The sequence below is a fragment of the Paenibacillus physcomitrellae genome, assembly GCF_002240225.1.
GTDB classification, from domain to species: domain Bacteria; phylum Bacillota; class Bacilli; order Paenibacillales; family Paenibacillaceae; genus Fontibacillus; species Fontibacillus physcomitrellae.
On the sequence record NZ_CP022584.1, the window covers coordinates 833622 to 846955 of the forward strand.

Here is a 13334-nt window from a genome sequence, read left to right on the forward strand (position 1 = left end):
AGGAGAAGCCTTCATGATACATACACTTCGGTACATTCACCCTTTAGCCTGGACAATCGTGATCGGCACCATGTTCGGCCGGTTGGTGACGTCTATGAGCATCCCGTTTTTATCCATTTATTTAACCCAGGTGCTCGGCGCGTCTTCGACGGAAACCGGCCTGACGGTCGCAGTCAGTTCGCTCGCCGGCGTTCTGGTTAGCTTCTATGGCGGATATATCTCTGACCGAATCGGGCGAAAGAAAGTGATGCTGATCTCCGTGTTCGGCTGGGCCTGCGTCTTTTTCGGTTTTGCAGCCGCCCGGGAAATCTGGGTTTTCTTTGTGGTCAATACGCTGAACGGACTGTGCAGATCGGTGTTTGAGCCAGCTTCAAGAGCCTTGCTGTCGGATGTAACCCCGAAGGAACGCAAGCTCCTCGTGTTCAATATGCGGTATTTCGCCGTGAACCTCGGCGTTGTATTTGGTCCGCTGATCGGTCTTGCGCTGGGCTCATCACGCTCAACCTTTCCGTTTGTTATCGCCGGATTGGTTTATATCCTTTACGGTCTGGTCATCGTGATCCAGTTCCGGATTCATCCGGTCCATGGTTCGGCCCCGGAACGTAACGGATCGCCTCATATGCTGGAGGCCTTAAGAACAACAAGTCAGGACAAAGTGTTCCTGCCAATTCTGCTCGGCACCATCTTCTGCGTGCTTGGGTACGGGCATTTCAGCTCAACGCTGGCCCAATACGTGGCGATGAGCCCCTTGTTCGAGAATGGCAGCCGGCTGTTCTCCTATATGCTGACGCTAAACGCGGTTACAGTGCTTGTCCTTCAATATCCGCTTGTGAAGACAGCCAGCAAATTCCCGCCGGTGGTTCCGCTGATCGCCGGCAACCTTTGCGTAGCGGGCAGTATGCTGATCTTCGGCGTGGCCGGCCATATGCCTATGCTGCTGGCGGGCGTGGTCGTCTTTACCATCGGAGAAGTACTTATGTTTACGATGATGGACGTACTGATCGACCGGATCGCGAAGCCGGAATGGCGCGGCACCTATTTCGGGACAATCGGCTTCAACAACATTGGCAGCGTGCTGGCGCCGATCCTCGGCGGGCTGCTGCTGGATGGTGCCGGACCGAGCCACGGCCTGCTGATCTTTGCACCGCTGGCGGTGACAACCGTCTTTGGTTTTCCGCTGCTGCTGACAGCACACCGCCGGCTTACGCGGCGCGAACAACACGAACAAACACCTGCCGCCTGAGCAGGTGTTTGTTTCTTTTTAACTGATATTCTATCTTACCAGTTTTCCTGTTAACAGATCTGATCTATACCGCTTCTTACCCCTTCGTTCCCCCCTGCAACCCGAATCCCTTGGACATGAACTGCTGGGACAAAATATAGAGCACCACTGAAGGCAGCGCATACAGCACGGAGAATGCTGCCAGCTGGCCGTAATTGACCATTCCGTATTGTCCGAAAAACTGGTACAGCTTCAGCGAGGCGGGGAATTTCTCCGGGGAGTTCAGCAAAATGTAAGGGACAAAGAAGTTGCCCCAGCTGCCCGAGAAAGTAAAGATCGCAACCGTGCAAATGCCAGGCACCATGAGCGGTGCCACGACCTTGCGGATGCCCGTAAACACCGAAGCCCCGTCTACCCAGGCTGCTTCTTCAAGATCGTTAGGCACGGAATCCATAAAGTTCTTGATCATCCAGATGCCGTAAGGCATCGAAGACGCTACGAAAAACAAAACAACACCAAACACGTTATTGTACAGCTTCAGCCCCAGAAACAGCTGATAGACCGGGACCATCACGGCCGTAATCGGCAGCGAAGTCATGAACAGAATGGTGAGCATAAAGGGTTTTTTATACTTCAATTGGTATCTTGACAGCGGGTAAGCCGCCAGCAGCGACAAAATCACTACAATCAGAGCTTGGCCCAGCGACATCAGCAAACCAATTCCGAAAGCGCGTTGGTTTTCTTGGCTTGTCATGACTTCTGAATAGTTGGCCCCGGTGAAACTGGCCGGCATTTTAAGCGACTGCAGCGCATTCGGGTCGACAGAAGCCACCAGTACCCATAACAGCGGCAGCAGGAAACAAAGACCGATAATGGCCAGAATGGCATAAGGCAGAATCCGGTAAATCCACTTGCGTTGTTGTCCGTTCATAGGCGTTCTCCTTTCCCGGTTATTCTTTCATGGAGCGGATATAGAATAAGCTGAGTACGATGCCGAGCACCAGCAGAAGCAGCGAAATAGCCGTTCCATAACCCAGTTGGTAGTTGACGAACGCCTGGTTGTACATAAAGATTGGCAGCGTAGTCGTAGCCGTTCCAGGTCCCCCGCCGGTCATGGCGTAAATCAGCCCGAACACACCCAGCGTCTGAAGGGTAACCAGCATCATGTTGGTTGTTATTGTTTGCTTGATGTACGGGATCGTGATACGAAGCAGAATTTGCAGCTTGGAGGCTCCGTCTACGACCGCCGCTTCTTCAATTTCATTAGGTACGTCGTCCAGCGCAGCCTGAAAGACCAGCATGGAGAAGGCCGTTCCGTGCCAAATATTGGCCAGAATGACCGTCAGCATCGGAACCGTGTAGAGCCAGGCTACATCATGAATCCCCACAAATCCAAGGATCGCATTCAAGGTCCCTTCATCCCCGAAAAAGCTGTACAAGCATAACGCGCAGACAATCTCAGGCGTGACCCAGCCGGCGAGCACAATCGTACCGATCACCCGGCGGAACAGCCTGTTTTTGTGCTTCATCAGCAAAGCTATGAAGAAACCCAGCACCTGCTGCCCGATTACAGCCGATCCGATCAGGAATATCAGCGTGTTCCAAATGCTGACCCGCACGGACGGATCCTGGAACATCCGCACATAGTTATCGAACCCAATGAATTTAAGCTCCTTCGCGGCTTCGCCGGTCAGTGCTAAATTGGTAAATGAATAATAGAATGTTAAGAGGATCGGATAAATAAAAAAGACCAGCATCACCGCTATGGACGGCAGCAGGAAATAAATCCAGGCATAAGACCTTTTCTTCTTATGTGCCAGGGGTAAAGCTGCTGTGCTGCTCATGGTAGTTTGCCTCCTTTTCTACGGCGGAGAAGCGTTTATCTTCAGGCATCCGGAACTGTAAAAAGAACAAGGTTACCCTTCGCAAGCTGCCAGGCCATCACTTCCGTGCTTCCCTGCCTCTGACTCCTGTCTGAAGTTGCTGCCTGCAGGGACTGAACCTCCAAGTTCCGGTCAGCCCCGGGCAGCAAAGTAAAGCAGCAAATTAAATTAAATCAAGTACAGCAAAGTAATGTGCAGTGAAGCTGCAAGCCATTACCTCAGTTTGAGCAGGAAACTGAAAGGTTTACTTGATAGAATGATTTATTATTTCTCCTGCACATTGTCGGCTCCAACGATGCGCGTTACATCCTGAGCGTATTTGTTCATCGCCACATCAGGCGCAGTGCCGGTAGCCACCGACTCGACCATCGTCTGAATTTGAGTGGAAACCTCCGGATATTTATCATTAGCCGGTCTAAATTCCGCATTATTCAGGTATTCCGTAGTAATTTCGTTAAACGGCATCGAGGTGTATTCCGGATCTTTGGCCACATCGGCCCGAACCGTAATATTACCAAGCCCGATCACCAGCTTCTTGGAGTTCTCCTTGTTTAACGCAAACTTGATGAAATCCCAGGCTTCTTCTTTATGCTGGCCGTTCTTCGGCAGAGACAGCGCCCATCCGCCGGCCAGCGTGATGCTTCCTGGATCCTGACCTTTGCTGGTTGGCATTGGCGCAATTCCAAGCACGTCTTTATATTCCGGCCAAGGTGCAGCCCCGCCTTCGATATAGTTGCCTGTGATCCAGGAACCGTCCAGCAGGATACCGAGTTTGCCTTTCGGCATATACTCACGGGTTGCCGTATTGCCGGCCTGCCCGTTCAGCACTTTGGACAGCGGAGGACCCAGCTTTTCCTTGTTAATCGTCTGAATGAAATTCAGGGAGTCCATAATGCCCTGGCTTTTCACCGTCCATTTGCCGGTCGCGTCATCAATGAGACGTTCTCCAGTTCCGTAGAGCAGCATTTCATAGGTCTGCATTGAGGTCGCTTCGCCCGTTGCTTTGCCCATATTCATCCAGAAAGGCACTACGTCACTGCCGGCTTTCTCTTTCAGCGTACGCGCTGCATCCAGCACATCATCCCAGGTCTTAGGCTGCCAATCCTCAGGCAATCCAACCTTCTTGAACAGCTCTTTGTTGTACCACAGCCCGCGGGAGTCCGTGTTGTAAGGAACGCCGTACACCTTGCCGTCGCTTGCGGTGACCCCTTTCTTCATCGCTTCGATAAACGATCCGTTGTTCCAGTCCTCCCAGGCATTCACCTGATCGTCAATCGGCTCAAGGAAACCGGCGCTGGCATCGGAGTTGAGAATAAATGTATCCTCTGTAACGATATCCGGTGCGGTATCCTTGGATTTCAGCGCCAAAGCAATTTTGGCAAAATAATCGCCTTCCGAGGCTTGGATCGGAGTAGGTTTCACTTCGACATTTTTGTTCGGATATGCAGCAGCCACTTCCTGAATCCATTTATACATAGCTCCATTCTCGCCGATACCGTCATCCCGGTAGGTCAAGGTAAGCACGGTTTTAGCCGTACTGTCCCCACTGCTGTTCCCGCCTCCGCTGTTGGTGCTGGCGCTGCTGCCTCCCCCCGAATTGGCCGACTGCCCCGCATTGGCCTCATTCCCGTTACTGCCGCTTGAACAGCCGCTGAATATTAAGGCCATACTTAACATACTGACCGTCAGAAAACCTAATTTTCTTCTTCTGGCTGACATTGGTCTGCCTCCCCTTTGATTGAATCCGCCGTTTTGTGAAAGCGCATTCTTGTTTGTGGTACTACATCCTATTGGGTTTATGCTTGGAATATTCGAACTTTTCCTGAACGCAGGATGCGAATCTGTACGGTTTGTTACGGTTATTTATGAAGAAAGCCGCCGCTTCAGAGGAAGCGGCGGCTTAAAGACAGCATCACCATCAAGGGGAAAGATTTAATTTTACGCCAAAGAGAATCAAACAAGAATCGGAATAAAAATGCTCCCGGCCAAGCTATACAGCCAGATCCAGGCCGATCACGCCAATAACTGTGCCCTCCCCATTCAGGATCGCTTTAGAAAGTGTAATACAGGACCGTTTGGTTATAGCCGAAACGTAAGGCTTGGAGACGTAAGCTCCCTGCTCCACCGCGCCTATCCACCAGTCCCGGCGTTTGGCATTCAGCAAACCAGCTGCGGGCTCCGAGAAAATAAACGTCCCGTCTGTATGATTGGACCAGATCGCCTGGATATCTTCCGTCCGGGATAGATAAGGCATCAATACAGCTTTATGGTGTTCGGGATCCAGCACCCATAATGACTCTTTTGCAGCAATAGTCTCAAGCAGAGCCTGCATTTCCTGCAGTTTGCCAGCATACACCGTTTCTTCGGCTTCTGTTGCTCCGGCGATTTCCAGGACGGATTGATGCAGCGCTTCCGATTCTTTCAGGAGATTTGCGCTGACATCGTTCAATTGATTAATCTGTCCCCGCTGCTTGGTCACCTGCTCAAGCGTCAGGTCCACATTGCTGATCGTTTCATTAACGATCTGAACAGCCCCGTTCAATTTCCCAGAGGTTTGCTCGATCAGCCGGTTTTGACTATCCGCCGCGCTCAAGGTCTCTGCAACAGCGCCCTCTACCTCTTTCACCCGCTGCGCCACCGTTTCAAGCCGGGTGTGAATGGCCTCTACATCCTTAACGCCGAGTTTGACGGCGAATTGTTCTTTTTTAACAGAGTCGGCCACTTCTTTCACGCGGGTCGTAATCTCTCTAAGGAGAGAAGTAGACTTGTCCACCGAATCCTTACTTTGGTCGGCAAGCTTGCGGATACGGCCCGCTACAACTGCAAAACCTCTCCCTTCTTCTCCGGCCCGTGCCGCCTCAATGGAAGCATTTAAGGCAAGCAGCGAGGTTTCTTCGACAATGCCGTTGATCAAAGTATTAATATGCTCTACCTTGGAGATCTGATCGGTCAGCTGTCCGAATTTCTCCCGCATTTGGCTGCCCTGCTGCTCCAGTTGATCCATCACGGAGCGGGTATTATGTATCGACTCCAGCATTTCACTGACCCCGTGGCTGGTATCCTTCATATTTCCGCCAAGCCGGTCCGTGAGCGCAGAAATATGTTCGGTGGCCGCTGCAGCTTCCTTCATTTTATAAAAAGATTCCTCCATATTCGCTTTGGCCTCATAGCTTCTCTGCCTCAATTCCATCTCATAAGCATGAGAATAATCGGCCGTCTGCTGGAGACCGTCAGTGTGCCTGCTGATTTCCTCCAGGGCCCCGTGAAGCCGGTCTGCGGTGACATAAATTTCGTTCCCCAATTGCTTGATCTCATCCCGTGAATGCATCAGGTCGTTCTTTAAGGCCTTCAGCCCCCGGTGGCTGTTCAGCACTCCCAAGCCTAGCAGCAGTAAAGCAGCGCCGAGTATGGTCTTGTGAACCCAATACATGTCAATAAACAGACAATAAACAAATAATACGGCTAAAATAACGGCAAACCAGATCAAGCTGCGGCGAAACTTCACGATGAATCCCCCACTCTCTGTTTAATATGCGGATAGCCCTATTCCATAGTTCTTTTTGCTTACATGTTATATTTCCTCACAGTATAGCAGTTGGATGACCGATAGGAAATAGTTTCCTTCTATTTTTCGCAATAAAGCATTAAAGTTTTTTGTTTTATTAAGTTTACATAATTATATTATAGGTAACTTTGTTTCCTTTTTCCGTGTTAAACGTGTGGAGGTGCAGGTTTGCAGTCATGATCTAAGTTCGTTTTTCTTTATTATTATGAATTTTTCATATGTTGTAATTTTATAATAGCTGAAAATCTAAAGGTCTTTTGTCGTTGATTGACAACTCATCGGATCGTATTGTCCGCCGCTAGTGGACTGCTTAAAAAAAGCCGAAAAAGGTCGCTAAAGAACCGACCATTCTCCGCTTTTTCAGGTATAAAACGAGCTTTGTTCTGTTGTTGGTATGCTCGATACTCGAACGGTTCTAATAATAAAGAACTGATAAGAACTATAGAAATTGATATTTTGCCAGGATATACTGGAAGGGAATGGAACGAATACAATGTTAAAAGACTAAGGGGTGAACGAATGTTAGAAATCTTGCTGCAGCAATACAATTGGATCAGCTCCGCTAGACAAAACCTGTTTGCGTTTCTGGAAGAGATTCCGCCCCAAATATTACATCAAACGGTTCCTAATTTTGGACACGGAACAATTATTCGAACGCATATTCATGTTGCCGATTGTTATAGATTTTGGCTGGAATCCTTCGCCTTAAAGAAGTTAAGCGAACACAAGGACACTTTTCTACAAGAAATTGAACATGCAGATGTGAAGGTTGTCCGCGGCAAATTTACGGAAGTAGATGAAATCGTGCAGCGTTTCCTGCATGTCTATTGCGATCGCTGGTCTGAACCCATCGAGCAAGAGGCGGAATGGCAGGGTTACCCGAAAACACCTACTCCTCTGCTGCTGTTAACTCATGTTGAAACCCACGAATTTCATCACAAAGGTCAAATCTTAATGATGGCAAAACAATTGGGCTGCCCGCCTCCTACCGATGATCGTTTAGGCGGACTGTTTACTTAAATAAAATAAAAGAGAGGTGTAGGAATGGAAATTTTAGGGTCACTGAGCGTAAATGTCATTACTTTGTTCGTTGAGGATCTCCCTGCCTCGAAGAGGTTTTATCAAGAGGTCTTTGGCCTTTCCCCCGTTTATGAAGACGACAATTCAGCTGTATTAGACTTCGCGAACATGAGCATTAATCTGCTCACTACTCCAGCCGCAGAGGAACTGATAGCTCCCGAAACGGTTGCAAGTAGAGAAGCCGGGTCGCGGTTCCAGTTCACTATCCAAATAGATCATGTGGATGCAATCTGCGAACAATTGAAAGAACGTGGTGTCGCTCTTCTTAACGGTCCGATGAACCGGCCTTGGGGAATACGCACCGCAAGCTTTGCCGATCCAAGTGGACATATTTGGGAGATGGCGCAGCAGCTGAATTAGAACTTTATTCCACAAGGGTACTATTCCAATAAATTTGGTCAAAAGAGTAAGGTTAAATAACATATATTATGTAAACTTATTATAAGGTCGAAAGCTAAACCTCTCCCTACTCCTATTCAGATTGATCTAATTAAAAAACGGACAAGACCGGCCTTGGCAGCCAATCTTGTCCGTTTAGAACATTCCTTAATCGCCAAAATCAACGTTATGGTAAACCTGCTGCACGTCTTCCAGATCCTCAAGCGCATCAATCAGCTTCTCGAACTGTACTTGAGCATCTGCATCCAAAGTTACATAGGTTTGCGGAATCATGGACAGCTCGGCTACTGTAAACTCGCTGACACCGGCGTTCTTAAGAGCTTCCTGGACAGCATGGAATTGATCCGGCTCGGCATAAACGATAACGGCTTCATCTTCTTCCAGCACATCGCGCACATCTACATCGCCTTCAATCAAGAGCTCCATCACTTCGTCAGCGGTTTTGCCTTCAAGGCCGATAACTGCCGTCGGATCAAACATGTAGGACACCGACCCACTGACCCCCATATTTCCGCCGTTTTTGTTAAAAGCGGAACGGACTTCAGGTGCGGTGCGGTTTACGTTATTAGTCAGAGCATCGACGATAATCATTGATCCGTTTGGCCCAAATCCTTCATAACGCAGCTCTACATAAGTTTCGTCTCCACTGCCTTTGGCTTTATCCAGCGCACGGTCAATGATCGCTTTAGGCACGTTATAGGTTTTGGCACGCTCCAATACGACCTTCAGGGCACGGTTGGATTCCGGGTCCGGCTCGCCTTTCTTGGCGGCTACGTAAATTTCAACGCCGAATTTGGCATAAACCCGGCTTGTATTTGCGTCTTTAGAAGCTTTCTTCTCTTTAATATTATTCCACTTACGACCCATTACCAATCCCACTTTCTCGTCTTGAAATGATATAATCTTGCTTTTAAGTACAAATATACCTTGTACATTATATCCTTTTTGTTAGCCTTTGAACAAGTGCTTCGGCACCAAGTAATAACTACCGGCTGCCGTCCGCCTCAAAGAACTGCACCGTATTGCCGCTGCCTAGCTTAACCTTCTCGCGGTATTGGCCGGACGTATAGGCGGATACCGTTGAACGCCAGAACGACTGGGCCCTGGTGTTCGCCTGGAGCTGGGAAATGAACCAGCGGCCCGGGTAGCGGTCAAAGAGCGCCCAGGCGGCGCTGCGGCCGATGCCTTGGCGGCGGAATCTTTTTAAGACAAAAAACTCGGCCATATAATGCTCGCCGTCAGGATGACTCAACGGATGATCCACTAAAGCAAACCCGGTCAGATGCTCGCCATAACGGAACAGAAATGCCTCGTATTGGCCGTCAGCCCCGTTATAATACTTCTCCAAACCGGGATAAGGCTGGAATTTGCCGCTCTCTTCCACCTGAATATCCAGATAGGCTGTAAAATCATAAAAATAAAACTGCATAAGATTCTGCAAAACTCCGGATTGGCCGGCCGTTACAGGCTCCAGAACGATTTCCATACTCTCCCGCCTTTCCTTAATGTAGGTTGATGATTGTGGTAAAATAAAGAATACAGCTTCAAATGAGAAAAGGTGATCTGATATCATGAACATTCAAAAAGGAATCGACCGCGGCAAGCTGGATGAAAAAGTGATCCATATGCCCTGGTTCGTCCAGCAGTTTATCGATTACAAGCTTCCGGATTTGTCCCCGTCCACCCTGCTGGAATATATCCGGGACTATGAACAATTCTTCGGATGGCTGAGAGCCGAGGGACTTAGCCAGGCTGAAAGCAACAAAGACGTGACGCTGCAGGAGCTTGAAGTGCTTCACATGGAGAGCATTGTCAGCTACCGCCTTCATCTGGGCACGCGCACGCAAGGCACCAACAGCCGGGTTACCGTATCGCGGAAGTTATCCTCGCTGCGCTCGCTGTTTCATTATCTCAGCCAGATTGCGGAAGACGAGAACTTCTATCCTTTATTGAAACGCAATATTATGGCCAAGGTTGAGGTGAAGCGCATTCATAAACCCAAGGACACTGCCGCCAAGCTCAAAGGCAAAATCCTTGAGGACCACGAGCTGAACGAATTTGTGGCCTATATCCATGAACATTATCGCCAGGACATTGAGAACAACAAACAAGCGCTGTACGCCTTTGAAATGAATCGGGAACGTGATGCCTGCATTGCGAGCCTGATTCTGAACTCCGGTCTGCGAGTATCCGAGGTAGTCAATCTGAATGTGGATGATCTCGATTTGGCCAATAAAATGCTATATGTGTACCGGAAAGGCAACAATGAAGAAACCTTCAAGACGCCCGTCTACTTCCGGGAACAAGCCCGCGACGATCTAATGGAATACATGAACCTCCGGACGCCCCGTTACCGGACGCCAAAGCGTGAGAAAGCGTTATTCATCGCCCTGCCCAATGGAGCCACGGAAGGCAAACGCATGACCAAACGGGCGATCCAGGCCATGATTATTAAATACGCCAAACGCTTCGGCAAACCTTATCTGACCGTTCATAAGCTGCGGCATTCCTTTGCCACCGATTATTACCTTCAGAACGATATTTACAAAACGAAAGAGCAGCTCGGGCACGCCTCGACGGAAACGACTGAAATCTACGCCCATCTGACCGATAAAACGATGTCCGAAGCCATTGAACGCCGGGTTGACTCTTAATCCAGCTCCGAATCTATTAAACCCAACTGAACTCATTCTTAAAAAATACGCAAGTTGACGCGAACGGAACTGCACGGCCCCACGGAAGTGGGGCCGTTTTAATGCCCGCTGTTCCCTGCTTGCTCCGCCAGCCACTGCGCCAAGCGGTCTGATTCACCGAGCATAAAGCACGGTACGGAGGACGGCAAAGACAATCTCCGGTGAAGGGCATTCGCCTGAACTATCCTGCGGCCGTTTCCGCCTTCGATCGTTTTGCCTGATTCTCCTATATTCCCTATTGCTCCTGTTTCTACAGCTTCACCGGCTTCACCTGCTGCCACAGCAGCCAAAAGCTCTTCCCAGCAAACGACCGCGGCAATCCGGCTGGATGCCTGAATAAGCGGCAGATCCTCTGGACTTCGCAGCATGACGATTTTGGGGTACGCTTCTCGCTTGAACCCTTCTACGATAATCAAATCGGCGGCTTCAAACCGGACAAGCAGCTCTTCCAAGGAGCGGCCCTGTTCCTCCACGATCGCCGTTTTGCCGGCCGAAGTAATCGCTACGGCTGCTGCTCCGGCTTGCGTCATTCGCCAGGAGTCGGTACCGGGGTGATCGATTTCGAACTCATGCCCGTCGTGTTTGATCACTCCTACCTTCTTGCCTTGTCCGGAAAAGTAACGGACCAAATAGGCAGCCAGCGTTGTTTTGCCGCTGTTCTTATAACCCACAATTTGTATGACATCAGGCATGATAGGCGGCTCCTTTATGCAAAATTCAAATCCCTTTAGGCAGAAGGATAGCCGTTACCTGCTGGCCGGCTGTGAAGCCGGTTGACGTTGGCGGGACCACAATCAGAACATCGCTGTCCTTGATCGTGATCATGACACCCGATTCATCCAGCTTGGCCGGATGCACATAAACCCTGCCTTCTTTATACTCCAGGCTCCCGCGTACAAACCGGGTAAAATTATTGATCTTGGTGTAGTCCTCGCCAAGCACCGCCTCTAATCGAGGCAGATAAGGATCAGAGGCTCCCAGCATCCCGCGGATGGCCGGACGTGCAAACAGCTCAAATCCAACAAAGCAGGCGCCGGGATTACCCGATAAGGCAAATAACAGCTTGTCCCCGTAGACCGCCGCTGTTGTCACACTGCCCGGCCGCATGGCAACCTTGTTGAACAGCATAGTCACGCTGCCCTCCTGCACCAGATCAGCCATAATATCATAATCCCCTACGGATACGCCCCCGCTTGTAATGACGATGTCGTATTCTTCAAGCGCCTTCATGACCCGCTGCTTAGCGAGCTCAAGATCGTCCGCAATAGAATCCAGAATATACGGTTCTCCTCCGGCGTCCTGAACCTGGCAGGCCAGCGTATAGGTATTGCTGTTTCTAATCCGTCCATCCTGCAGAGGTTCTTCCACCCGCAGCAGCTCCGAGCCGGTGGAACAGATTGCCACGCGGGGCCGGCGCCGAACGAGGACCTGGTGATAACCAAAGGTGGCCAGAACCGAGGTTTCTCCAGCCGAAATCATCCGGCCTGCTTCAAGCAGCAGATCTTGTGCCTGCAGTTCGCGCCCTATTGGTGTAAGATTCGTGCCAGCCTCTATTTCCCTCTTTAAGGTGAAGAGGGTTTGTCCTTCCTGCTCCAGCTTCTCCGTCATTTCTAACATGACGACTGCATCCGCTTCGTCAGGCACCTTCGCGCCGGTCATAATACGGGCAGCCGTACCTGGCCGGAGCGGAACGCCGGGCAGCGATCCCGCCGGAATCTCGTCGATCACCTCAAGGGTAACCGGCTTGTCCGTAGCAGCCCCTTTCGTATCTTCGCTGCGCAGTGCATAACCGTCCATGCCCGAACGTCGGAAATGGGGATACGGATGAGGCGCAAGCACCGGCTCGGCCAGAAACCGTCCACGGGCCTCCGTTAAAGCGACGTGCTCCGTTTCGAGAAGCTTAACATAGGGCATGATCAGCTGCTGAGCCTGATCCGGCTGCACGATGTTTCGTTTGAATTTAGCATGCTGCATGAAATCCTTATTCATGGGGAAAATCCTTTCTCTGTCACGCTTTTGCTCCTAGTCTTCCGGTATTCGGAAGAAAGCTCTAACCTTATCGTATTGGGAATAACCCGCTAATGCAAATAAAAAGCACCTGAAGCGCAAAAAAAACCGTACAGATTACGGGTTTACTCCTTTTACTCCGGCTATATATTCATCTATCATCCGCTCCGTTTGGATACTGATTTCACGAATTTCCTCCGGATCAAGCCCGTCATAGTGAATCCCCATCACGAGCAGGGCCGTGATTCCCAGCTCCCGGCTGATTTTACGGACCAGAAGATCCGTCAGCCTGTGCTCCTTATGGCCTGGAACAGCTGCTGTCTGTGCCGTTACTATTCTTTCATCTGCTTCCGTATAGGCCATGGAAGCTGCGCCAATATGCGCGGTTCCCCCGGTAATCACCAGGAGGTGATCTTTACCCAACTGAACTGCCTTCAGCCCCAAATCATCAAAACGCCCCATCCTGCTCCTCCTTCTTTCAACAA

Annotated in this window: 13 protein-coding genes; 4 read left to right on the plus strand and 9 right to left on the minus strand. The window is 50.1% G+C overall.

Annotated features, from left to right (window positions below):
* Window positions 1-13 precede the first annotated feature (13 nt).
* Window positions 14-1243 (plus strand): MDR family MFS transporter, encoded by a 1230-nt coding sequence (locus CBE73_RS03760; RefSeq protein WP_342351910.1) that lies wholly within the window; start codon window positions 14-16, stop codon window positions 1241-1243.
* A 76-nt stretch (window positions 1244-1319) separates the two neighbouring features.
* Here the strand turns inward: CBE73_RS03760 and CBE73_RS03765 are convergent, their stop codons facing one another.
* The 4 genes from CBE73_RS03765 to CBE73_RS03780 all read right to left on the minus strand — a co-directional run bounded on the left by CBE73_RS03765 (window position 1320) and on the right by CBE73_RS03780 (window position 6610).
* The gene (locus CBE73_RS03765) at window positions 1320-2153 is read right to left on the minus strand and encodes a carbohydrate ABC transporter permease (RefSeq protein ID WP_094093061.1); all 834 of its coding nucleotides are present in this window, start codon (window positions 2151-2153) and stop codon (window positions 1320-1322) included.
* Between the two features lie 19 nt (window positions 2154-2172).
* The gene (locus CBE73_RS03770; RefSeq protein ID WP_094093062.1) at window positions 2173-3066 is read right to left on the minus strand and encodes a carbohydrate ABC transporter permease; all 894 of its coding nucleotides are present in this window, start codon (window positions 3064-3066) and stop codon (window positions 2173-2175) included.
* Window positions 3067-3369: 303 nt separating this feature from the next.
* Window positions 3370-4824 (minus strand): ABC transporter substrate-binding protein, encoded by a 1455-nt coding sequence (locus CBE73_RS03775; protein WP_094093063.1) that lies wholly within the window; start codon window positions 4822-4824, stop codon window positions 3370-3372.
* A 271-nt stretch (window positions 4825-5095) separates the two neighbouring features.
* Window positions 5096-6610, minus strand: coding sequence for a methyl-accepting chemotaxis protein (locus CBE73_RS03780; protein ID WP_095210040.1), 1515 nt, complete (start codon window positions 6608-6610; stop codon window positions 5096-5098).
* Window positions 6611-7189: 579 nt separating this feature from the next.
* Between CBE73_RS03780 and CBE73_RS03785 the strand changes: the two genes are divergently transcribed.
* The gene (locus tag CBE73_RS03785; RefSeq protein ID WP_094093064.1) at window positions 7190-7690 is read left to right on the plus strand and encodes a DinB family protein; all 501 of its coding nucleotides are present in this window, start codon (window positions 7190-7192) and stop codon (window positions 7688-7690) included.
* A 24-nt stretch (window positions 7691-7714) separates the two neighbouring features.
* Entirely contained in the window at window positions 7715-8110 is a 396-nt protein-coding gene (locus tag CBE73_RS03790) for a VOC family protein (protein ID WP_094093065.1), read from the plus strand.
* A 186-nt stretch (window positions 8111-8296) separates the two neighbouring features.
* On the opposite strand, the gene CBE73_RS03795 is transcribed toward CBE73_RS03790, so the two are convergent.
* Together CBE73_RS03795 and CBE73_RS03800 are read right to left on the minus strand one after the other, a co-directional pair.
* Window positions 8297-9016 (minus strand): YebC/PmpR family DNA-binding transcriptional regulator, encoded by a 720-nt coding sequence (locus CBE73_RS03795; protein WP_094093066.1) that lies wholly within the window; start codon window positions 9014-9016, stop codon window positions 8297-8299.
* A gap of 118 nt (window positions 9017-9134) precedes the next feature.
* Complete coding sequence (locus CBE73_RS03800) at window positions 9135-9635, minus strand: GNAT family N-acetyltransferase (RefSeq protein ID WP_094093067.1); 501 nt, start codon at window positions 9633-9635, stop codon at window positions 9135-9137.
* A gap of 85 nt (window positions 9636-9720) precedes the next feature.
* Here CBE73_RS03800 and xerS point away from each other — a divergent pair, with 85 nt between their 5' ends.
* Window positions 9721-10803, plus strand: coding sequence for a tyrosine recombinase XerS (gene xerS / locus CBE73_RS03805; RefSeq protein WP_094093068.1), 1083 nt, complete (start codon window positions 9721-9723; stop codon window positions 10801-10803).
* A 98-nt stretch (window positions 10804-10901) separates the two neighbouring features.
* Here xerS and mobB read toward each other — a convergent pair whose 3' ends face one another.
* The 3 genes from mobB to lpdD all read right to left on the minus strand — a co-directional run bounded on the left by mobB (window position 10902) and on the right by lpdD (window position 13311).
* Window positions 10902-11534 (minus strand): molybdopterin-guanine dinucleotide biosynthesis protein B, encoded by a 633-nt coding sequence (mobB, locus tag CBE73_RS03810; protein ID WP_094093069.1) that lies wholly within the window; start codon window positions 11532-11534, stop codon window positions 10902-10904.
* A gap of 25 nt (window positions 11535-11559) precedes the next feature.
* On the minus strand, window positions 11560-12831 hold the full coding sequence (locus CBE73_RS03815) for a molybdopterin molybdotransferase MoeA (protein WP_094093070.1): 1272 nt from the start codon (window positions 12829-12831) through the stop codon (window positions 11560-11562).
* Window positions 12832-12966: 135 nt separating this feature from the next.
* Window positions 12967-13311: a prenylated flavin chaperone LpdD gene (gene lpdD, locus CBE73_RS03820; RefSeq protein ID WP_094093071.1), complete on the minus strand. Its 345-nt coding sequence runs from the start codon at window positions 13309-13311 to the stop codon at window positions 12967-12969.
* Window positions 13312-13334: the final 23 nt, after the last annotated feature.

Coding starts and splice junctions, on each gene's coding strand:
- CBE73_RS03775 (WP_094093063.1), bottom strand. CDS start 4,824: ATGTCAGCCAGAAGAAGAAAATTAGGTTTTCTGACGGTCAGTATGTTA.
- lpdD (WP_094093071.1), bottom strand. CDS start 13,311: ATGGGGCGTTTTGATGATTTGGGGCTGAAGGCAGTTCAGTTGGGTAAA.
- CBE73_RS03770 (WP_094093062.1), bottom strand. CDS start 3,066: ATGAGCAGCACAGCAGCTTTACCCCTGGCACATAAGAAGAAAAGGTCT.
- CBE73_RS03790 (WP_094093065.1), top strand. CDS start 7,715: ATGGAAATTTTAGGGTCACTGAGCGTAAATGTCATTACTTTGTTCGTT.
- CBE73_RS03765 (WP_094093061.1), bottom strand. CDS start 2,153: ATGAACGGACAACAACGCAAGTGGATTTACCGGATTCTGCCTTATGCC.
- xerS (WP_094093068.1), top strand. CDS start 9,721: ATGAACATTCAAAAAGGAATCGACCGCGGCAAGCTGGATGAAAAAGTG.
- CBE73_RS03815 (WP_094093070.1), bottom strand. CDS start 12,831: ATGAATAAGGATTTCATGCAGCATGCTAAATTCAAACGAAACATCGTG.
- mobB (WP_094093069.1), bottom strand. CDS start 11,534: ATGCCTGATGTCATACAAATTGTGGGTTATAAGAACAGCGGCAAAACA.
- CBE73_RS03795 (WP_094093066.1), bottom strand. CDS start 9,016: ATGGGTCGTAAGTGGAATAATATTAAAGAGAAGAAAGCTTCTAAAGAC.
- CBE73_RS03760 (WP_342351910.1), top strand. CDS start 14: ATGATACATACACTTCGGTACATTCACCCTTTAGCCTGGACAATCGTG.
- CBE73_RS03800 (WP_094093067.1), bottom strand. CDS start 9,635: ATGGAAATCGTTCTGGAGCCTGTAACGGCCGGCCAATCCGGAGTTTTG.
- CBE73_RS03785 (WP_094093064.1), top strand. CDS start 7,190: ATGTTAGAAATCTTGCTGCAGCAATACAATTGGATCAGCTCCGCTAGA.